The sequence below is a fragment of the Aestuarium zhoushanense genome (genome assembly GCF_056431045.1).
The window spans coordinates 136526-159056 of sequence record NZ_JBWKMA010000001.1 but is presented as its reverse complement, the minus strand read 5'-3'; the positions used below and the strand labels follow the sequence as shown (position 1 = coordinate 159056).

Below are 22531 nucleotides of genomic sequence, written 5' to 3'. Positions count from 1 at the left end.
GGTGTTTCCACCGGCCTCTCGTTCGTTACTTCAGATCGAACCGATCCAGTTCCATCACCTTGGTCCATGCTTTGACAAAGTCGGCAACGAATTTTCCAGCGTTGTCGTCCTGCGCATAAACCTCGGACAGGGCGCGGAGTTGCGAGTTGGAACCAAAGACCAGATCAACGCGGGTCGCAGTCCATTTCGCAGCGCCCGTCTTGCGGTCGCGGCCTTCGAACAGCTGATCGCCGTCCACAGGCACCCACGCGGTATCCATGCTCAGCAGGTTGACGAAGAAATCGTTGGTCAACTGACCTTCGCGCTCAGTCAAAATACCATGCTTGGTCCCGCCGTGGTTTGCGCCCAATGCACGCATACCACCGACCAGAACAGTCATTTCTGGCGCGGTCAGGGTGAGCAACTGAGCCTTATCGACCAGCAGCTCCTCAGCCGATGCGCTGAACTGGCGCTGTTGATAGTTGCGGAACCCATCACTCAGCGGTTCCAGCGGATCAAAGGACTCTGCATCGGTCTGCTCTGCGCTTGCATCCATACGACCTGGGGTGAACGGCACCTCAATCGCGTGACCCGCAGCTTTCGCAGCCTGTTCAACAGCAGCCGAACCTGCCAGCACGATAAGGTCCGCCAGCGATACCTTCTTGCCGCCTGCCTCGAACTCGGCCTTGATCCCTTCGAGAACGCCCAGAACCTTTGCCAATTGGTCAGGCTCGTTCGCATCCCAACCCGATTGCGGCGCCAGACGAACGCGCGCACCGTTGGCACCACCGCGCAGGTCAGACCCACGGAAGGTCGAGGCAGACGCCCAAGCCGTCAGCACCAGTTCACGGGTCGACAGACCAGAGGCCAAGATCTTCGCTTTCAGATCAGCGATCTCTGCCGCGTTAACGACCTCATGATCGCAGGCTGGGATCGGGTCCTGCCAGATCAGATCTTCCGCAGGAACATCAGCACCGTAATAGCAGGCTTTCGGCCCCATATCGCGGTGGGTCAGCTTGAACCACGCACGAGCAAAGGCATCTGCGAACTGGTCAGGGTTCTCGAGGAAACGCTTCGAAATCGGACCATAGATCGGGTCCATTTTCATCGACATATCCGCAGTCGTCATCATCGGACGATGCTTTTTCGACGGGTCATGCGCATCGACGACCATATCCTCGTCTTCGCAATCAATCGGGTGCCACTGGTGCGCACCTGCTGGCGACTTACACAGTTCCCAATCGTATTTGAACAGAACCTTCAGATAGCCCATGTCCCAAGTGGTCGGCTTCGGCTTCCACGCACCCTCGATACCAGAGCTGATCGTATCGGCACCCTTGCCCGAACCAAAGCTCGACGCCCAGCCAAAGCCCATCTGTTCAATCGATGCGGCCTCTGGATCAGCACCAACATGCGCCGCGTCACCCGCACCATGCGATTTACCGAAGGTGTGACCACCGGCAACCAGCGCAACGGTTTCCTCATCATTCATCGCCATACGGCCAAATGTTTCGCGCACGTCGCGGCCAGAGGCGACAGGATCAGGCGTCCCATCTGGACCTTCAGGGTTCACATAGATCAAACCCATCTGAACCGCGGCCAGCGGGTTTTCCAACTCGCGATCACCCGAATAGCGGCTGTTTTCCTTGTCCGACGTGGCAAGGAATTCTGCCTCTGGACCCCAATAGATGTCCTCTTCAGGCTCCCAGATATCCTCACGACCTCCACCGAAACCGAACGGCTTCAGGCCCATCGATTCAATCGCAACGTTGCCCGCGAGGATCATCAAATCCGCCCAGCTCAGCGCGCTGCCGTATTTCTGTTTGATCGGCCATAGCAGACGGCGCGCCTTGTCGAGGTTCACGTTATCCGGCCAAGAGTTCAGCGGCGCAAAACGCTGCGTGCCCGAACGCGACCCACCACGACCGTCAGCCGTGCGGTAGGTGCCCGCAGAGTGCCACGCCATACGGATAAAGAACGGACCGTAGTGCCCGTAGTCCGCAGGCCACCAGTCTTGGCTATCGGTCATCAGCGCGGTCAAGTCCGCCTTTACAGCGTCGAGGTCGAGCGACTTGAACGCCTCAGCATAGTTAAAGTCGGGGTCCATTGGATTGCCCGCAGGCTGGTTCTGATGAAGCACCTTCAGGTTCAGCTGGTTTGGCCACCAATCACGATTCCCACGGCGATCATTGCGCACATTGGGCATCGCGCCATGAATAACAGGGCATTTACCGCCAGTATTTCCGTCCATAACACTCTCCATCATAGGTCTGGGCGCGGGTTCATCCCCGCCGATCTGGTGCAAGCCTAACGAGAGTTTAGAATAAGTAAAAATTAGATATTCTGATTGTTGTGATAATTAATACTTATCACTAATGATCCAACCGCCGCGCCAAAACCGCTGCCGTTTTAGCCGTATCAATCGACTCCTCCAGCCAGTTAAAAACAGGCTCTAATCCAGCAGGATCATCGCAAAACTCCGCGTAATTCGTGACGATCGCTCGCTCTGGATACTGCGCCGCGTAATCCGCAAACCGTGCATCCATGCCTTCGACCAAACGGCGCACGTCTTCGCGATCCCAGTCTTTCCACCACCCAGAACGTGCCACCTCATCCACGTCACGCGTATTGAAAATGAACCGAGCGTTTTTGAAATGATGGTGCATAAAATCGAGGACCATCGGGAAATCATCGCCCAAGGCGTTGTAACGGATTTCCTTAAACCCGAACCAACGTGCATCATTGGGCGGTGTCAGCACGTTTTCGACAAAGGCATCGACCAAGGCCGCCCCGAATTTCACCGGCCGCATCTCATCGGCACCGTGCCACGGATGATCAGGACCGCGCGGTTCTTCCCCCCACGAATAGCGTGTCATCCGCACCCGCCGCGCCGCGCCCCAAATACACTCCATCGCGTTATGATTTTCACCACGGATCGTCGCGCCCTCAATCGTCATCAACAGGTTCTGCAACAACGTCGACCCGCTGCGCCCATAGGTCACAATGAATATGCAGCCCTTGAGTTTGGGGTATGTGGCATCAAAACGATGGCTCATTTGACCCTCTCAATCTCTGGTCGGAACCATAGCCCGCGCCAAAACGCAGCATAAATCGCCCGCCGAAACTGCCAAGGCGTCCCACGCATCTGACGGTTCGCCCGAAGCCAGAACTCTGCCACGCCAGCCCAACCCATCATCCGCAGCCGCGCCGAAGTTTCGTTCCGTGCTCCATACCTGAATTTCCAGAGCGTCTCCCGCATGATCAACCCGTAATTCACCCCTTGGTTAACGGGCAAATCGTGCATGACCACACTTTCGGGCACGAACAACCCCGGATGGGATCGCGCCAAACGCTGCGTATACTCCGCATCGTCATACCAAATGAAATAGTCCACAATCGGCAGCCCATGCGCCTCAATCGCCCAACGCGGGATCAGGCAAGACACGAACGAACAAGACGACACGAGGAACACCGGCGCGTCAGGCGCATAAAACCGCGGCCAATCCCAAACGGGCGTAGGCGTGTTCATCTCGCAATGCCCCCCATCCGTCCATTTTACCCACGAACAGGCAAACGGCGCGCGCCGCCCCACGTTCGTTTCAAACTGGGCTAGAGCCTTTTCTAGCCGCTCAATCGCCGTCGGTTCGGGATATGCATCATCGTCACTGACCCAAACCAGATCAGCGCCATCTGTATAGGCGCGTTTCAGCCCGAGGTTAAAGCCACCCGCCCCGCCGATATTCTCTTTCAAACGCAGATATTCGACGCCCGTTGCGACCTCAGCCGTATGATCCGTCGAGGCATTATCGACCACATAAATCACATCGGGCACACGCGTCTGACCATGCAGCGCGGCCAGAACCTTCGCCAATTTATCCGCCCGATTATGGGTGACGATGACAGCGGCAAGTTTGGTCATTTCACCCCCATCGCCTCGCGATAATATCCCGTAATCACATCCTTCGCAGAAGGCTCTGCAGCAAGCGCTTCAAGGTTTTTCCGCAATGTTAGAGCCTGTTTTTCCAAGAACCCACCGTCTCTCCACAACCGATCCACTTTGCGCACAATCCCACGAACAGTCTGCGCAGGCTCGGGCGGCGTCAACAGGTCTTGCGACAGCAGTTCCCCCATCGCCCCAACATCGGTGGCAATCGGGATCACCCCTTCTTCAATCGCCTCAATCGCCACAAGTGCGAGGCCCTCATTCGCGGATGGGAGGATCAAGATATCCGCGCCCTGCAACACCCCGCGAACATCCGCGCCGCTCGGATGAAATGTAATCCGATCGGACAAACCCTTGGCCTCGGCGATCTGCCGAACAAACCGCAAAAACGGCCCCTCGCCCACCATATCAAACCGCAAATCCACACCGTTCTTTCGTCCCCAGCGCGCCAATCGAACCATCGCCCAAAGCGCTGTCACAGGCCGCTTTTGGTAGGCCATCCGCCCGACAAAGGCGACGCGCAGCGCGGTCTGCCGAGGTTGCATTCGAACGGGCTTAGCCCTTCTCCATTCTATCATCCGCCCAAGATCAACAGGGCGGTCAAACCGATCTCGATAAAAGTTAACCAACTTACCACTGATCACATGCGACCGATCAAGATACCCGCTCCACACCCCAGAAATCCGAACAAACCCGCCGTCCATATGCTCCACGATATGCGTGCTGTCATAGGTCCGAACCCACGGAAATTTACGGCGGATCACAGGCAAAGCGGCGTAAAGGGGGACGCAATGATGGATATGAACCGCAACAATATTCTCTTGCGAAACAATATCTTGAACCAGCCCGCCCCACTCTGAACGAGGACGATCATGCCAATCCAGCACCGTCACGCCCTCGGGCGGCTCACCCCCTGATCGCTCGGCCACGACGAACACCCGCAGCCCCAAATCCTGCGCCCATTCGATGCAATCCCGCGCGAGCGTCTCGGCACCGCCCACGGCAAACCAGTGCATTCCTATGAGGATCGCAGGCGGTTTTGCGTGGTTAGGCCGTGTCCGATCCCCCATTAGAACGCCGTTCAACGGACGCCATTGATGTCGTTCAACCCGACGAGAGAACAGTCGTTCCCGAATATAGAGCAAACGCTCCACAACAAACGGCGCGCCCCAATAGCCAGCGGCCAGCAGGGACTCATAAGGCAATCTTTCTGGCGCTTCCGTCATGGTTAATTCCTACCCGACCACATGCGCCATAAAAAGACAATCAAGGTTAACAGGCCCTTACCAGAGCGGACGCCGCATTAGCCGAACCTTGGGAATTAAACCTTAATGTTGGTGAAAATTTCAGCCCCAGAGGTCCCTATGCCCGATACGTCCGCCACCCTTTCGCTCCCCTATCTGATGCCCGCTCAGGCGCAGAAACACGTCACCCACAACGATGCCCTCGACCGTCTCGACCTCGTTGTGCAGCTCGTCGTCAGCGAATTCGACGCGACCAATCCGCCTGCCAGCCCGACCGAAGGCGACTGCTACGAGATTAGTCAAACTCCAACTGGCGACTGGGTCGGCAACGCGGGACAACTCGCCGTGTTTCAGAACGGCGGCTGGGTCTATGTCACCCCGAAAAACGGGTGGCTAGCGACGACCGAGAGTGGTGATATTAGGCTCTATTCTGGCGGAACTTGGGTGGATGCGCGCAATCAGTCTGCGCTCAACAACCTCCCCGAACTCGGGATCAACGCCTCTGCCGACAGCACCAATCGCCTGTCGATTTCCTCTGACGCGGTGCTCTTGAACCATGCGGGTGCGGGTCATCAGGTGAAGGTGAACAAGGCCACCCCATCCGACACTGCCAGCCTCCTTTTCCAATCGAATTGGTCGGGCCGCGCCGAGATGGGCCTCGCGGGAACGGACAACTTTGCGGTCAAGGTCAGTGCAGATGGCAGCACTTGGACGACTGCCCTTTCAGTAGAGGCGGCCAATGGCAACGTCACCTTATCTCAGGCATTAACCTTAACACCCGCGACGGCCCCAATTTCACCCACCGCTGGCATGCTCTATTTCGACGACACAACAGCAAAGCTCCGATGTTACGACGGCACCCAATGGCATGACCTGTTTTGACGGATTGCCGAGCAGCGCTCGATCAGGCTAGTGATGGGTATGGACCTACTTTTGATACATACTGGCGGCACCATCGGCATGGTGCCCACGGCCAACGGCCTCGCCCCGCAAAAGGGCGTGGTCGAGGACGCAATCGCGGCGCGGCTACCCACTGGCGTGACCTTGCATCAACACGTTTTCGATCCGCTTTTGGACTCGGCCGATGTTGGACCAAATCACTGGAACGAAATTCTATCGGTGTTGACCAATCACCCCGATATGCCCGCGCTCGTAACGCATGGCACCGACACGATGTCCTTTACGGGAGCGGCTCTGTCGCAGGCGCTGGCGGGGCTAAACCGTCGGGTCATTCTGTGCGGATCGATGCAACCCTTGAACACGGGAGGCGATGCCGAAGGGAACCTCGATCTCGCTCTTGATGCCGCGCTGAACCACAGCGACGCGGGCGTGCATTTATCCTTTGCGGGCAAGCTCTTACCCGCTGATGGCCTGACAAAATACGACAGCCACGCGGACGATGCATTCCGCCATATCCCGCAGGCACCGCTGACCGCCCCTACCCACCGTCAGTTCGACGCCAAACGCCTCGCCATCGTGTCGTTGACGCCTGATTTCCCCGTCGCCGCCCTCTCCGCAATGCTCTCTGAATTGGACGGCGCGGTGTTGCGGGTGTTTGGTGCAGGGACCGCAATGAACAATCCCGCGCTCTATGACGTCCTGAAGTCCGCGATCGCAGACGGCAAACGCATCCGCGCTGTCAGCCAGAGCACGACGGGCGGGTTAGAACCGGGCGCTTATGCGGCGGGGTCGGCATTATGGGCCGCGGGCGTTGAAAATGGCGGGTTAGAGACGCCAGAGGCGGCCTTGATCCACCTTTGGCTCAATTAAGCGGCCAAATTTCAAAAATTTCGACCTGCTTTTTCAAAGCAAAGCGCCGCACCCATAGGGTGCGGCGCAACCGCAGTTCCAAATTCGAATGTGGGTTATTTCTTGCGCATCGCCTCAAGGAGCGCAGCCCCCAGACCACCCGTTTCCGCTTGCTTCGGCGGGCTCACCTGTGTCCGCATGCGGGACAGAGCCTGCCCGCGCGGACGATCCTGACCGCGTTCATTACGCGTCTCTTTCGCGCTCGCACCACCATCTTTGCGCATGGTTAATCCGATACGCTTGCGCGGCACATCGACCTCGGTCACTGTGACGCGGACAACGTCCCCTGCTTTGACGATCTCATGCGGGTCTTTGACGAATTTATCGGCCAATTGGCTGACGTGGACCAAGCCATCCTGATGGACGCCGATGTCCACAAAAGCACCGAAAGCAGCCACGTTAGTGACTGTTCCCTCAAGAACCATCCCAGGTTTTAGGTCGGTGATTTCCTCGACCCCATCGGCAAAACTGGCCGTTTTGAATGTCGGGCGCGGGTCGCGTCCGGGCTTTTCCAGCTCGGTCAAGATATCGCGAACGGTGGGCAGACCGAATGTCTCATCGACAAAGTCCTCGGCACGCAGTCCACGCAAGGCCTGCGCATCACCCATCAGAGCCCGCACGTCACGCCCGCAGGCCGCAACGATCTTGCGGGCAACGCCGTAGGCTTCAGGGTGGACAGAGGACGCGTCGAGCGGTTCTTTCCCGCCCGTGATCCGCAAGAAGCCCGCGCATTGTTCGTAGGCTTTCGGCCCCAATCGCGCGACCTTCAGCAGGTCCTTGCGAGATGTAAACGCGCCGTTGCTATCGCGGTGCGCCACGATGCTCTCTGCCAAAACAGGACCAAGGCCCGAAATATGCGCCAACAGCGGCGCAGATGCCGTGTTCAGGTCTACTCCGACCGCGTTCACCGCATCCTCGACCACCGCTTCGAGCGATTTTGCCAGTTTGTGCTGATCCACGTCGTGCTGATATTGACCGACGCCGATGGCCTTGGGTTCGATTTTAACCAATTCGGCGAGCGGGTCTTGCAAACGCCGCGCAATCGACACCGCCCCGCGCAGGGACACGTCGAGGTCGGGGAATTCCCGCGCCGCGAGTTCGGACGCCGAATAGACCGACGCGCCCGCCTCGGACACGACGACCTTGGTCGGGGCTTTGACCGAGGACGGGAGGCGTTTCAGGGTTTCCGCCACCAACCGTTCGGTCTCGCGGCTCGCCGTGCCGTTGCCAATCGCGATCAGATCAACGTTGTGTTTCGCGATCAGCGCGAGGATCACCGCCTGCGACCCCTGCACATCCATGCGCGGCTGGAACGGGTAGATCGTCGCGGTGTCCAGAACTTTGCCCGTCGCATCAACGACCGCAACCTTCACCCCTGTGCGGATCCCTGGATCAAGACCAATCGTCGCCTTCGCGCCCGCAGGTGCAGCCAGCAACAAGTCCTTGAGGTTACGCGCAAAAACGGTGATCGCTTCCTCGTGTGCAGTGCTGCGCATTTCGCCCAAAAGGTCGAGCATCATGGTCATCGACAGCTTCACCCGCCATGTCCAACCCGCAACGCCTGCAAGCCATTTGTCGCCCGCAGTCCCCGCACGAACACCCAGTTCGGAGGCGATCAGCGACACGGCCCGCGCAGCGCCCTCTTCGTCAGGAGCGATGTCGATGGTCAGGAACCCCTCGTTCGCGCCGCGCAGCATCGCCAGCGCACGGTGGGACGGCACTGTCGCCCATTTTTCGCTATGAGCAAAGTAGTCGGCAAATTTCGCGCCGTCCTTTTCCTTGCCCTCAATCACGCGGGCGGAAATCACCGCCTCCCGTTTCATGAACTCGCGCAGATCACGCAACAGACCCGCGTTCTCCGCCAACCCTTCGACCAGAATATCACGGGCACCGTTGAGCGCGTCCTTGGTCGTCGGAACGGCCTCAGTGATAAAGCCACTTGCGTGAACCTCGGGATCAGTCGCTCGATCGGTTAGGATCAGATCAACCAGCGGCTCCAACCCATTTTCGCGGGCGATCATCGCTTTGGTGCGGCGCTTGGGTTTGTAGGGTAGGTAAATATCTTCCAACTCGGCCTTCGTCGCGGCCTTGTGGATCGACAGCGCCAGATCGTCGGTCATCTTACCCTGCGAGGTGATCTCTTTCGCGATAGCCGCGCGCCGCTGTTCCAATTCCCGCAGGTAGGTCAGACGTTCGGCCAAGGTGCGCAATTGCGTATCATCCAGTCCCCCCGTCACCTCTTTGCGGTAGCGCGCGATAAAGGGAACCGTCGCCCCTTCGTCCAACAGCGCCACGGCAGAGGTGACCTGTTTCGGGGTGGCGTTAATGTCCTGCGCGATGGTCGCTGCAATGCGGGTGATGGTGTCCAAAGGGGCCTCCGAATACGAACTGGATATCCTTCTTAGCCCCGCATCCGACCCGCCACAAGCAACCGCAGCCCACTGTTTTACCGATCCGAAAGACAAAGCCGATATCGCTGTCTATAGTCGACCCAAACGAACTAAAGCAGCCCGATGACCGCAACCCTGTCTCGCCCCAGATTCACCACGCTCCGTTCGATCATGGCCTTGATCCTGCGTGAGATGGCATCGACCTATGGTCGGTCACCCGGTGGCTATCTTTGGGCCGTGTTAGAGCCTTTGGGCGCCATCGCAATTATGGCGCTGGGGTTTTCGCTGATGATCCACAAACCGTCCTTGGGCAGCAATTTTATGCTGTTCTACGCGACAGGGTTTTTGCCGATCCACATCTATGGCGAACTCTCGACAAAAGTGATGAATACGCTGCGCTATTCACGGATGCTCTTGGCCTATCCGCGGGTGCTGTGGATCGACGCGATCCTTGCGCGCGTGGCCTTGCACCTGCTGACAGGGATCGTCGTCTCGATCCTCGTGATCGGCGGCATCATCGTGCTGACATCCGCCGAGGCAGACATCGACCCCGTCACAATAGCCCAAGGCATCGGCATGGTCGCCCTCATCGGCACAGGAATAGGCACGCTGAACTGTTACCTCACAGGTCGGTTCGAATTTTGGGGCCGCATCTGGGCCATCGCCTCCCGTCCGATCTTCTTTGCCTCGGGTGTGTTTTTCCTCCTCGATAATGTAACAGAGCCGTTGCGCACATGGCTATGGTGGAACCCGCTGATCCATGGCGTCGGGCTGGTTCGGGCGGGGTTTTATCCAACCTATGAGGCCACCTACGCCTCGCTCACCTACGGCTATAGCTTTGGTCTGATTGGGCTGGTTTTGGGTTTAATCCTGCTCCGCGCCAATCACGACAGGATTTTGTGACAGCCTATCACGTTCGCTGGAGGGGCGTTTACAGATCAGCGCCGCCCGTTACCTATACCGTGACGGAGGACACAAATGCGCAACCTAATCGCCGCCCTATTCACCCTCGCCGCAAGCAATGCAGCGGCCAATCCGATGACCAATTGGACAGAACAGAAATTCGCGCTGTTTTCATCAAACGACTATACCGCGACCGAAACCTCAGTTGATGTGCAAAGCGCTGGAACAGTGTCGATGTTGTGGACCGCGCTCCCACCGTCTGACTGGTCCACTCGACAAGCAAGTTGGGATTGGTCCGTCACCACGAGCGTGCCGCCAACCGACCTCACGCAAAAGGGCGGCGATGATCGGAACCTATCGCTCTATTTCGTGTTCATGCCCGAAGATGTGGCGCGTCAAAATCAATCCGCTTCGATCCGCAGCCTCCTCGCTGTCGAGGAGGCCCGCGTGCTGATGTATGTCTTTGGCGGCAATCATAAGATCGGAGATGTCCTAACCTCTCCTTACCTTGGTCATCGGGGTCGAACGATCATTCGGAGATCGGCGGGCACGGGCAGCTACACGGAATCCGTCGATCTCGCCACCGACTATGCCCGCGCTTTTGGTGGTGAGGCGACAGCTCTTGTTGGTTTGGCTCTTTCCTCAGACAGCGATGATACCGATAGCCAGATTTCCGCACGGTTGGGGAACTTAAAACTCGACTAATCTTTGGATTAAAACCGACCCAAAGGTCGCCATTACGCCTCATTTTTGCCCCTCCCCCTGACCGTCCGCCCACTGACAATTGGTTCGGTGGAACACGGGGGATGAAGATGAACATCGACTATGCTGGCCGCGCAGGGGCGGCGCTTTATACTGATCTGGTGATGATTGACGGCGTGCTGGTCGGCACCTCGCGCTATGGCGGCGCGATTGAAAGCTGGATGACCGCCCTCCGCCAAATCGACAGCCTTTCACATACCCGAACCGATACCGCAGGAGGCGAGGCAGAGTTGACAGTTGTCAACTTTTCCGACGGTCCCGCGCTGATGACAGGAGGCGGCGCAAACGGCAGCCTACAATTGATCAGCTTAACAGATGGCGCTCTGTCCACGGCAATAGACTACGGCGAATTCTCTTGGCCCTCTGACATCACCGCCAGCACAGCCGTCACGTTAGACTCAGGCCGTATCGGATTTTACGGCGGCTTCTGGGGTGAGGACGGTATCGCGCGGCTCCAGTTTTCGGGCAATGGCGCGCTCCTCGGCACAGGCTATACGCCCGACACGGCGCAATCCTACGCCTCTGGCATCACAGCGATGACCACGGCGAACTTTGGCACCACACAGTATATCGTGACCCTGGCCCAAGAGATGAACGGCCTCACCCTGTGGTCGGTGGCAGACAACGGCAACCTCTGGGCCGAAGATACTGTCGACGCCACGGACGGGCTGTGGATCTCGGCCCCCACCGCGATTGAAACCGTGGTGATCGGCGCGAATACCTACATGATCGTCGCCGCAGCGGGTAGCGGATCGCTCTCGGTCGTCACCTTGGATGCAACAGGCGCCATGTCCGTGATCGACCATGTGATCGACGATTTGGACACGCGGTTCGCAGGTGTAACCGCACTGGCCACGATCCAAGTCGACGGCGAAACATGGGTCGCGGCAGGTGGCGCGGATGACGGGGTGAGTGTCTTTTCCCTCCTCCCCAACGGCATGTTGGAACCCGTCGCACACTTAGCCGACACCGTCGCAGCGGGACTCGCCGATGTGTCCACGATTGAACTGGGCAGCACCGATGGGATCATCGACATCTACGTCGGATCGGCGAGCGAGACGGGCATCACCCACCTCACGTTCGACCCCAATGGGGCGACGATATCAGGCACTAATTCGGCGGAAACGCTATGGGGAACCGACGGCGATGACCTGATCTTCGACGGCGGTGGGATCGACATCCTAACAGGTGGCGCGGGCGAAGATGTGTTCATCTTTATCCCCGATGGCACTCCTGACACGATCACCGATTTCACACTCGGCGAGGACCGCATCGACATCAGCAGTTGGGGCCTCATCCGCAACCTATCCCAAATCGGCTACACTGAAACGGAGGATGGCCTCACGCTGACCTACGGCGAGGAAACACTGCATATCCAATCGTCAAACCCGCTGACATGGGATCAACTCGTCCTACACGACCTCGTGCCCATCGCCCGCTATTCAAACCTCACGATGATCGACGAAAACAACGATGCCATCGACCCGTCCCTGCAAGACGTGCTTTGGCGGTTCTGCGGAACGGTCGACATCCCCGATGACACCTTAAAACAGATGGTTAACGGGGACATGGATTGGGGGTTTTAGGCTCGCTTACTCGCGGAACGCCCTATCGCGGACCTTGATCACGGGGTTCCAGAAATATTCGAGCACGGTACGTTCACCGCGCACAATATCGACCTGCGCAATCATACCAGGCAGGACACGGACAGGGTCGCCGTTCGCCTCGGTAATTTCGCCCTCGATAGAGGTCTCGACGACGAACATCCGTGCCTGAACCTCTTCGCGCATATTGGCGTCTGCAGACACCCGCAGCACCGTGCCATCCAACGTCCCGTACTTGGCCGCGTCATACGCCGTCAAAGCGATACGCACGCGCTGACCCGGTTCGACATTGGCGATGTCTTGGGGTGCGATGAGAACTTCGACCTCAAGGCTTGCGGTTTCGGGGACGATTTCGGCGATGACATCCCCTTCGGACACAACCGCGCCTTCTTGGTCAAAGAACACCTGATTGATCACACCCGTGATCGGCGCTTTGACTTCGGTTTCATTCACGCGCAGCCGCAGGGACGGCATCCGTTCAGTCAGCTCTGCGATCTGAGACAGTACCGTGACGCGTTCCTCTAGGATCGCGCTCTGAAACGCAGCCCGCGCGGCGGTGATCTGGGCGTCGATTTCCGCGATGGCGAATTCCGTGGCCGACAAGTTTTCTGTCAGGACGGAGATTTCGGTCGAAGCGATGCTTGCGTCGCGTTCCAGCCGGAACCGTTCGTCCATGCCCAAAACGCCAGCGTCAACCAAGGGTAGGATCTGGCTCGCCTCTTGTTCGACCAACGCAAGCTGCGCCTGACGGCCAGACAATTCAGCCTGCAACGCCTCACGTTCGCGTTCCTTTTGCGACCGCGCCTGCAAAAGTGCCGTTTCACGGGCGACTAGGTCAGCGCGGCGGGCAACAGACGATGACGCTTCGGCGGCCAGCAGCGTCGCCTCTATTTCGTCGGTGGTGGCAATGTCGCCAACCTCAAAGGCCTGTCCGTTCATCTCAGCCTCAAGCCGGGCGAGACGATGCGTCAACGACCGCAACCGTTTTTCCGATTCAGCGAGCGCACCGGCGGCCTCGGTCGGGTTAATCTCTGCGATCACTTCGCCCGCTTCGACACGATCGCCACGGGCGACATGGAAGCTAACGATGGTCCCGCGATGAGGCACCTGCACCGTCCTGTTTTGCCCCAGAGGCACAACTCGACCTTCGCCATGGGTCACGAGGTCCAGCGCGGTAAAATGCGCCCAAGCCAGAAAGATCACCAAAAGCGCGGCGCTCGCCCCGATTAGGGTCTTTTGCGGGCGGTTGTGGGAATAGATGGCGCTGCTCATGACGCGCCTCCCGCTTGCACGCGCTGGGTCCGCGCTTCACGCGCGGCAAAGTAGTCGCGTGCAGGCATGTCGCCCACAATCCGACCGCGATCCACCACAACAACACGGTCGCATAGGTCGAGGATTTTCGCCTTATGAGTCACGATAACAAAGGTCTTATCCGCAAGGTCCGATTTGATCTGTCGCACAAGATGCGCCTCTAGCTGCGCATCCATCGCGGAACTGGGTTCATCCATCAGCAGAATGTCGGGATCAGGGGCCAGCGCCCGCGCGATATTGATCGCCTGACGCTGACCTCCCGAAAGGTTCGCGCCCTGCTCTGGCACAGGCATATCGAGCGACATAAGACGCGCTTGGCTCGGGTCGTCCCCCAAGCCTGTCAGCCGAAGCGCCGTGATCAGACGATCATCGTCGAGGTCCATGTGACCAAGGCCGACGTTGTCGCGCAGCGTTCCTGCAAACATCCAGGGCGTCTGGAACACCGTTCCAATGCGGCGATTGAGGTCCGCGCGAGGATACGCGCCGACAGGCACGCCGTCGCACAATACGGCCCCAGATTCTGGCACGACCAGCCCGCACATCAACCGTAGTAGTGACGTTTTGCCAGAACCCGTCCGACCAACCAGCGCGATCTTCTCGCCCTTTTGGACCTTAAGATTGACCTGATCCAGAACCGCCTCGCCCTCTTTGCTTAGTCGCAAAGTGACGTTCGATAGCTCAATAGCGGGGCGTTCGCCGTGGGCGCTGACCACGGGGACGCCCGCGTCTGTGCGACGATCCATAGCGAGGAAATCGCGGACCATGCGGTAAGATGTTAACGCTTGGTTCGCGCGACCGATGGTCTGACCCACACGCGACAATGGCGCCATCACGCGGCCGAAGAGGATCACCGCGCCGATGATCGCGCCCATCGTTATGGTTCCGCTCACAAAGAGGTGGAAACCAACCACGATCATCGCGACTTGGAACACTTGCTGAACCAAACCGATCACCGTTCCGACCCATTGAGAGGCGTTCTTGGATTGCGCACCCGCCTCGTTCAAAATGCCCGCTTGGACGAGGAACTTGCGCTTCAAAATAGCATATGCGCCCGTCACCCGCAGATGGTCGAGGCCCGAGAGGATTTCGACCAACAGGGCCTGACGGCTTTGCGCAAAACCAGCATAGCGATTGGACGATTTCACCATAATCGGCTGGACGAGTGCCACGAGGATCAGCACAGTCGGCACGGCCAAGGCGGGCACGATCCAGATCAAACCTGCGATCTTCCCGATCACAAAAATGAACAGGAACACAAAGGGCAAATCGACCAAGGTCAGCAGCATCGCCGAGGTCATGAATTCGCGATAAACTTCAAAATTGCGAATGACCGAAGACAATTGCCCCACGGATTTTTCGCCATTTTTGGGACGTGCTTCAACAAACTGATCAAAGAGGTCCTCAGTCACCTTGCGATCAGCGGAATGGGCTGCCGTTTCCACAATCGTGCTGCGCGCATTTTTTAAAACAACATCAAACAGCACCGCAATCGCAACGCCCGCGGCGAGGGCATAGAGGCTCTCGGTCGCTTGATACGGCAGCACGCGGTCGTAAACGACCATCACAAAGAGCGAGGTCGCGAGGCCCAGAATGTTGGAAATAAAACCCGCCAACAGCACCCAGCCCAGCCGCGAGGTGCCCAGGGTTTTGATCGGATTGATGGCTTTTAGTCGCGCCTCAGCCGAACGATCTTCGGTATCGGAGGGCGTGAACGTCCAGACCCGTGGGCGTGTTCCCATCGGCAAATCAACCGCACCCGACCCATCGAGTGCAATCCCATTTGGTCCGTCGAAAAAGGCAGCACCCGCCTCCAGTTCAACGACGATCGGCCCTGCGTGGCCGTCTTGAACTTGGTCCAGTCGGGCAGGAATAGGGTCTAATCCGAGCCTCTGCGCCGCATCCATGAAGCGAACGATCGGGTCGTTTGTACCCGTTGCTTCCCATGCTTCCTTGATCGACGCCTCAGAAATCCTGATGTCGTATCGTGCCGCCAAAGCCCTCAGGCCAGCGACCGCTGGGTTGCCCACCATTGAAATCGGCTCTTCTGTCGTCTCGGATTTCCGCCAAAACATTATTGCGTACCTCCGGGGGTCGTCAGCGTGAGAGCATCGCATACGTTCAACAATGCACAGCCGCCGCCATATGTGTTCGCCAAGGACACCAACGCCAATTTCGATCGTTGATCCGCCTCAACCAGCGCCACTTCGGTCAGGGCAAGCGACAGCAGTTCGCGAGTTAAACCTTCGATATCGGCACGACCGGCGGCCAGTAGCTGTTCCAACTCCGCCACGCGATCATTCGCGATTTCCAACCGTTGCTGAAGCAGCGCCTTTTGCGCGCGAGCATTGCGTGTCTGCAAATCATAGGCCTGCTGCGCAAGCACCATCTGATCGCGCAGCGCCTGAAGCTGCGCATCTGTCGAACGACCCGCCAGAGCCGCCGAGCGGGCCTGCGCATCCCGCGCTCCCCCATCGGAAATAGGTAGGTCAATTCGCAGCCCAAGACGCAGGTCATAATCGCCTTGATCCGCTGATGGCGTCGCGACAGCGCCGGTCAACGATGTGACGGGTCCGCGGGATAGCAGTATCGATCGCAGCCTTGCGTCAGACTGCTTTATCGCCAACTCGAGCCCAGCTTCACGCCAATGGGGCATTGAACGTGTGATATCCGCCGACAGACGCCGCACGGTAGCCGAGGCTGTATTTGCCGTTCCTTCTGGCCCATACATCACCAACATGGCCAGTTCGGACGCGGCACTATCACGTTCTAACCGAGCCGAAAGACGACGGGACTCGACATCGTTCAGGGTCTGCTGGATCGTCAAAAGGTTCGACGTGGTCAACACCCCAACCGAGGCCGCCTGATCCAGCATCGGTTTACGGTCGTTATAATCGGCCAATCGTCGGTCGATGATCGCAATGACTTGCTGGGCCGCATCACGCCGCAGAACCGCCTGAACAATCCCGACGGACCAGTCATTTACTGCAAGGGCATATGCGGTCTGCGCAGACTCTGCCTGCAATCGTGCCTCGTTTTCTGCCGCAGCGGTCTGCCCATTGTCGCTGAGCACGCGAGACAGCCGAACGTCTGCTTGGCCGCCTGTCTGCGTCCCATCAACGTCATTTCGGTTCGCCCCCGCGGTCACAGACCCGTTCACCTGACTGCGCCGACGGGAAGACACTTCATCCACCGCAGCCAAACGAGACAGATAGTCAAACCGAAGCGCGGCAATGTCGGGCGACTGCCACATAGCCAGTTGCAACGGGCCGGCATCTGCAGAAACGGGCACGTCGCCCACTACAGGGGGCGGTGCTGAGATCGGTGCGCAGGACGTCAGTCCGGCAGCAAATAGAACAATGATCGATCTCAGAATTATTTTAGTCACTGCAGTCTTCTTTAAAATTGCTTCTCAATCCCGATGGAACCGAGGATGAGGCCTCCCGTACCGATTACTTCGCCGTAGACTTGGACACCGGAGTTGTAACGGGTCAGGACTGGAGCAGTCACGCGCACATATTGGAAAGGTTCAAAGGGATAGCGCTCCTCTTTGGGGCGGAGCGTGGTGCTAAAGATGATCTCGTCAGTAGAATGCCATTTTGTGGCACCTACACCGACGTCATAGATAAGGTGATCCTGCCAAAGATTGCCGCGGACAAAACCCCTCAGTTCCGCCCCGATGGCCGAGGATTTTACGTCAACTGGCGTCACAAAAACAGAAATCCCGTCAGGGAAACGCAGCTCAGCCTTACCCATGTAAAGACCGCCGCTGATGCCAAACCGATGCCCTGCCCAGAAGGGTTCAAATTCACGTTCGGCGCGGACAGAGAGTGCGATACTGTAGCCCAGCTCAACATCATCGCCAAACCCGAAACCACCGCCCGACGATGTACCAGTGCTATAACGCGCATAATGCTCTGCGATCTGCGCAATACGGTGGTCGAGACTGAGGCCTGCGATCACCTTCCAGTCGGACTCGGCCTTGGCCTCTGTCACAACGCAAATGTTGGCCACCCACAGGGCAGCCAACATCATAACCTTAAAAAGTCTCAGTGACTTACACAGCATCAGGCTGCAGCAAACTCGTAGCCAAGAACAGACAAGGTTCCGTTGTCCATAAACCCAAACAAGGCTTCGGCATCAATGCCATCACCAACGATCAGGAACAACTCATCGTCGTCGAGCATGTAGCTGTTGCCATCGCCGACGCCGTTATCTGCGTTACCATCACCGAGATAGACAGTGTCCAGACCGAGTTCGTCATTGGCCATCGCCTGAGCAACAGTTGCAAAATCATTGACCTGGAACATGAACAGCGTTTCGTCTGCAGCCAAAAGCTCGAGCGTCAAATCACCCGTGATACCGACGTCGGCAAGGCCGTTGGCTTCTTCCGTACCGTTGATCAATGCGTCGAATTCAGCTTCATCGATTGTTTCATCCATCATGATGTCATCGATTAGATCGATAAGACCAATTGGTTTGTCTGTATCGGACAAGTTCAAACCAGTGAGCCGAGCAACATCACCTGCATCATCAGGCATATCGCCACGCAGTTGCAGGCGATAATCACCGATTTGAAGTGCGATCTCGTCAGTGCCTGCCGGATCGAAGGTCGTGGTGATCTGGAACTCTGGTGAGGTAGCATCCGCATATTGGACATAGAGACCAGACGGGGTTTGATCGGCCAACAATTGCAGATCGAAGGCATTGTAACGCGCATCGATGTCAGCGATAAACGCGTCCCAAGCGGACTGTGTCGTCAGGTTGGGCGCTTCAGTCTCGAACAAGTTGTCAATCTCAGCATCCAAGGCGGTCGATGCACCAATTGCGCTCGCCAGCCAAGAGAGATCCAGACCGACAAAATCACCCGTGATACCCACCTGATCAATTACATGGTCAGTATCTGCAATACCATCCTGCAGCACGATCCGAAGTCCATCGGTTCCGGCTTCCAATTTGAACAGGGAGCCATTCGAACCGCTAAACGCGATCTCGGTCAAGGTGCCCGAAATGTCCCAAGTTGTATCGTCGGTCGGATCGAACGAGTCGATCGCCGTGACGAACTCTTCGACCGTGGCATAAGTCATCCCTGCAAACTTCAGCGCAACGGACGCAGTCGCGTCACCGATGGATATCGTCACATCACCACCGCTTGCTGCAAACTCAAGAGTATCGGCAAGTGTGAGATCTTGGTTGAAGAGGTTCGTATCCAACGTTTCAAGCGCGGCGTCCCAAGTCATCATCGCGGTGTCCAACGACATCGCGAAGGTATCGAGATCAGCGACCAATGCGTCAGCTTGGGCCGTGATATCAAAGTCGAGCAATCCAGCCGCAACTTCAACATAGAGCGGCACTTCGGTAGAAGCAGGAATAGAGAAGGCCTCGATAGTGCCGTAGTCCGCTTCGAAGAGGAAATCGTTGTCGAGTTGATCGGTTACAGTGATCTGCAGCGTCAACTGTTGTCCCTGCATGTCCGAGCTTACGAACAGTTCCCACCCTTCGGTCATCAACGGATCTTCGAGATCCAAATTCAAATCAACAGATTGAATAGTCTCAGTTCCGACCACCCAAGCAATATTTGCAGCCTTGAAGTCTTCTGGTCCGAAGTTATCCTTGATGTTGTCGACGTCATGGAAATGGCCAAGTTCGATCTCTGGCCCCATCGTTTCGCCGATAAATGGATTATAACCAACACTGATGTCCCAAGTCGGGAAATCGTTGTCGTTTTTGACTGTAACGTCGAAGGTCTTCTCAAAAGTCTTATCGCCCGCGTCAGTCACTTCTACTGTGAGCGAAACAGTGGTCGTAGGCTCAAAGAGATCGTCGAACTGCCAAACACCATCAACAAGAACGTAAGCGCCCGCCTCATAGTCGAGTTCAGCATCTGCCTTCAGATAAACGTTGCCTTCGGCATCGATCTCGAACAGATCCGCATTGTCACCAATAAGCGTATATTTTTTAGGTGCGCCGCCGAGGTTATCATCAACAACGCCGAGCTGACCTACCAAGCGATCAGTGTTCTCATGGGTCAACTTCTCAGTGGATTTGTCGTTCCAAACGATGTCTTGATCAGGAATGTTCTCGAACACAGCCAGATCGCCAGTCAACGTGATGTCAGTCGGCGCTTCGTTCGTTGGGATGGTTTCGGCATAAGTGAACGTCAGGGTCGATACGTTGTCGGATTGGTCAGTAAAGGTCGCCTCAACCGAGATCACCTTACCAACATAATCGCCAACTACGTCAAATGCAGCACCAGGCGTGTCGCCAGGAGCATCTAGAGCCAAATTCAGCGCAATCGGATCACCGACGTTCGTGCCGTCAACTTTCCACTGGATCGAGATCGCTTTGAAATCTTCGGTATCGATGCCACCGTTCAGGTTGTCATCGTCGTAGACATTGACGTCAGGCATGATCGAATCGCCGACAGACGGCGCGATTGGGTCAAAGCCATCTGCAGTGGTCGGATCGTCAGCGTTTTCCACGGCAACAGTGAAGGACTTTGTAAAGTCCTTTCGGTCGACGTCGGTCACGGTCACATCGAACGACAGCTCTGGGGTTTCCAGTGCCTCATAGTCAACCGCAGCATCAGCCTTGAGGTAAACACCGCCGTCTTTGATCTCGAACAGCGCAGCGTTTGTGCCCGACAGCTCGAATGTGAAATCACCCTCAGTGCCAGTGTCGGTCACCGAAAGCTCACCGACCAAGAGGTTGGCGTTATCGGCACCGTCAACGTTTTCATCGACCGAAAGGGTCTCACCCAGAGAAATATCCGTCGGCGCGGTGCTGGCGACGACACCATAAGATACCTCGTCAAAGATGTGTTCATTGCCCGCCTGATCGACCACCGTAACCGTCACCGACACGGCCTTATCAACCATCGCGTCGGTCAGATCAAAGGTAGCCTCTGTCGCACCCTCAAAGTTTTCACCGTCAAGTTTCCACTGGTAAGATACCGTTTTGAAATCAGATTCATCACCACCATCAATGGTATTATCTTCATCAGCTGCATCAACTGTTGCGGTCAACGTCGAACCAGAGCCCAAGTCGCCGTCAACAGTCACTTCACCAGTGGTATCTTCGTCAACGTTCTTAATCGCGACATCGAAGAATTTCGTAGCCGATTTACCGCCAGAGTCGGTGACCTTAATACCAACCTTGAGTGTCGCTACACCATCAACGGCAAGCTCTTCAAAGTTCACCTCTGCGTCTGCGTTCAGATAAACGGAGGTGCCCTCGATCACGAACAACTCTTTATTGTCGCCAACGAGTGTATAGGTCAGCGGCGAATACGGCACGGCTGCCAGTGCCTCTGCACCGCCAGCGATCGCTTCACTCACCACAGTATCTTCATCGGTGACTTCAATCGAACCGACAAAGAGGTCGCCGTCGTCGGTAGAGGCCGTATTCTCGTCGACACTCAGTTCAGACTCTTTGGCAGACAAGCCAAGGATAACAGGCGCTTTATTGGTAACGATCGCAGTCACGTCACCGACAGCGTTATTAATTGCATTCTCAATAGCGTTGTCGTCGCCTGCCGCCTCGCTGACAGCCTGTTCAACCTTTTCCGCAACAACCGACGCCGCCGAGAACGCGCTCTTTAGGGCATCGTTGTTGTTAAGAAGAGTGTCTTTGTCAGCAGTATCGCCCGCTTCTACTGCAGCCTGAACTGCGGTATCAATTTCCGCACCAATCGCACCACCAAGGTCAGTGATTTTGGTGATCAGGGTCGCTTTGGCATTCGCGCCCAAACCGTCCAGCGAGTTCACGAACTGCGCTACAAAACCGCCTTCCGATGCATCACCGAAATCGATTGTCTCACCCTCATAGGCAATCGCTTGCTCTGCCATTGCCTGCAATGCGTCGGTGAATGCATCCGTCGCAGTGTAATCTTCAGAGGTGTTCGCACCGTTCAGCGCAGAGGCCACAATCTGGAGCGTCGCGGTCAACTGCTGCGAAACGCCTTCGCCCTTAAGCGCGTCAACAGCACCAACGCCGTCATCGTAAGGGTTGAAGGTGAGCAGATCGACGCCTTCCAAACCGAGCTTGGTCGCGAGGATGGATGTGTCGAGGCCAGTATTTTCGCTATCAAGCGCGGTGAACGGCGTAATCACGCCCGAGCTCGCCGACGCTTTCATAGTGATACCAGCCAGCACCGCACCAGAAGAGGTATCGACCGTCTGTTCGTCGGTGATCACAACGATCGTGTTACCGTTCGGGTTCGCGAGAGAGTAAGAACCGTCTGCCCCAGTACGTGCAGAGGTTTCTCCCGCGTCCAGTTTGCCGTTGTTGTTGGCATCCACAAATACCAGCGCGTTTTCGAGCGGGCCTTTGATCGCAAAGCCGGCAGATGTTCCACCAGACGAAGATAGCGTCGTGCCACCTTTACAGGCAGCCAGCCCGAACAATGCCAAAGGGCTAAGCAAACGGATTCGTTGATTCATAATGACCCCCACAGTCGAAAACTCTCATTCTGGAACTCGCCCAGACAAATTGAGCGGACTCCAGCAATAACAAACGCGTTATTGTTGAGGGCATTTTCCTACAAAAACAACCCAAAAAAACAACTCTGAGGAGAAGTCGTATGGAATA

At 57.0% G+C, this 22531-nt stretch carries 15 protein-coding genes; 5 read left to right on the top strand and 10 right to left on the bottom strand.

The genetic code is table 11. The features are described from left to right. Positions 1 to 25 precede the first annotated feature (25 nt). The 4 genes from katG to AC07ED_RS00710 form a co-directional block, all read right to left on the bottom strand. Positions 26 to 2230: a catalase/peroxidase HPI gene (katG, locus tag AC07ED_RS00725; RefSeq protein WP_105236656.1), complete on the bottom strand. Its 2205-nt coding sequence runs from the start codon at positions 2228 to 2230 to the stop codon at positions 26 to 28. 121 nt (positions 2231 to 2351) lie between these two features. Beyond that, positions 2352 to 3035 carry a sulfotransferase gene (locus AC07ED_RS00720; protein ID WP_105236655.1) on the bottom strand — a complete coding sequence of 228 codons (684 nt, stop codon included), beginning with the start codon at positions 3033 to 3035 and terminating at the stop codon, positions 2352 to 2354. Further along, positions 3032 to 3898 (bottom strand): glycosyltransferase family 2 protein, encoded by an 867-nt coding sequence (locus AC07ED_RS00715; protein ID WP_105236654.1) that lies wholly within the window; start codon positions 3896 to 3898, stop codon positions 3032 to 3034. The genes AC07ED_RS00720 and AC07ED_RS00715 overlap by 4 nt, the downstream gene beginning before the upstream one ends. Beyond that, positions 3895 to 5148 (bottom strand): glycosyltransferase family 4 protein, encoded by a 1254-nt coding sequence (locus tag AC07ED_RS00710; RefSeq protein ID WP_105236653.1) that lies wholly within the window; start codon positions 5146 to 5148, stop codon positions 3895 to 3897. The genes AC07ED_RS00715 and AC07ED_RS00710 overlap by 4 nt, the downstream gene beginning before the upstream one ends. 138 nt (positions 5149 to 5286) lie before the next feature. Here AC07ED_RS00710 and AC07ED_RS00705 point away from each other — a divergent pair, with 138 nt between their 5' ends. Together AC07ED_RS00705 and AC07ED_RS00700 are read left to right on the top strand one after the other, a co-directional pair. Then, the gene (locus tag AC07ED_RS00705; RefSeq protein WP_105236652.1) at positions 5287 to 6048 is read left to right on the top strand and encodes a DUF2793 domain-containing protein; all 762 of its coding nucleotides are present in this window, start codon (positions 5287 to 5289) and stop codon (positions 6046 to 6048) included. A gap of 39 nt (positions 6049 to 6087) precedes the next feature. Beyond that, positions 6088 to 6936 carry an asparaginase domain-containing protein gene (locus AC07ED_RS00700; protein WP_105236763.1) on the top strand — a complete coding sequence of 283 codons (849 nt, stop codon included), beginning with the start codon at positions 6088 to 6090 and terminating at the stop codon, positions 6934 to 6936. A gap of 95 nt (positions 6937 to 7031) precedes the next feature. Here AC07ED_RS00700 and AC07ED_RS00695 read toward each other — a convergent pair whose 3' ends face one another. Continuing rightward, complete coding sequence (locus AC07ED_RS00695) at positions 7032 to 9344, bottom strand: Tex family protein (RefSeq protein WP_105236651.1); 2313 nt, start codon at positions 9342 to 9344, stop codon at positions 7032 to 7034. A 144-nt stretch (positions 9345 to 9488) separates the two neighbouring features. Between AC07ED_RS00695 and AC07ED_RS00690 the strand changes: the two genes are divergently transcribed. From AC07ED_RS00690 to AC07ED_RS00680, 3 genes are all read left to right on the top strand, one after another. Continuing rightward, complete coding sequence (locus tag AC07ED_RS00690; RefSeq protein ID WP_105236650.1) at positions 9489 to 10268, top strand: ABC transporter permease; 780 nt, start codon at positions 9489 to 9491, stop codon at positions 10266 to 10268. A gap of 75 nt (positions 10269 to 10343) precedes the next feature. Continuing rightward, complete coding sequence (locus AC07ED_RS00685) at positions 10344 to 10973, top strand: DUF3047 domain-containing protein (RefSeq protein WP_105236649.1); 630 nt, start codon at positions 10344 to 10346, stop codon at positions 10971 to 10973. Between the two features lie 107 nt (positions 10974 to 11080). After that, entirely contained in the window at positions 11081 to 12616 is a 1536-nt protein-coding gene (locus AC07ED_RS00680) for a M10 family metallopeptidase C-terminal domain-containing protein (RefSeq protein ID WP_105236648.1), read from the top strand. 6 nt (positions 12617 to 12622) lie between these two features. Here the strand turns inward: AC07ED_RS00680 and AC07ED_RS00675 are convergent, their stop codons facing one another. The 5 genes from AC07ED_RS00675 to AC07ED_RS00655 are packed head-to-tail and all read right to left on the bottom strand — an operon-like array spanning position 12623 to position 22383. After that, entirely contained in the window at positions 12623 to 13906 is a 1284-nt protein-coding gene (locus AC07ED_RS00675; protein ID WP_105236647.1) for an HlyD family type I secretion periplasmic adaptor subunit, read from the bottom strand. Continuing rightward, positions 13903 to 16017 carry an ATP-binding cassette domain-containing protein gene (locus tag AC07ED_RS00670; protein WP_158664603.1) on the bottom strand — a complete coding sequence of 705 codons (2115 nt, stop codon included), beginning with the start codon at positions 16015 to 16017 and terminating at the stop codon, positions 13903 to 13905. Before AC07ED_RS00670 ends, AC07ED_RS00675 begins: the two co-directional genes overlap by 4 nt. Continuing rightward, on the bottom strand, positions 16017 to 17330 hold the full coding sequence (locus AC07ED_RS00665) for a TolC family protein (protein ID WP_158664602.1): 1314 nt from the start codon (positions 17328 to 17330) through the stop codon (positions 16017 to 16019). The genes AC07ED_RS00670 and AC07ED_RS00665 overlap by 1 nt, the downstream gene beginning before the upstream one ends. Before the next feature lie 11 nt (positions 17331 to 17341). Continuing rightward, positions 17342 to 17974, bottom strand: coding sequence for a hypothetical protein (locus tag AC07ED_RS00660; RefSeq protein WP_105236644.1), 633 nt, complete (start codon positions 17972 to 17974; stop codon positions 17342 to 17344). 35 nt (positions 17975 to 18009) lie between these two features. Then, positions 18010 to 22383: a cadherin repeat domain-containing protein gene (locus tag AC07ED_RS00655; RefSeq protein ID WP_105236643.1), complete on the bottom strand. Its 4374-nt coding sequence runs from the start codon at positions 22381 to 22383 to the stop codon at positions 18010 to 18012. Between the last annotated feature and the right edge of the window lie 148 nt (positions 22384 to 22531).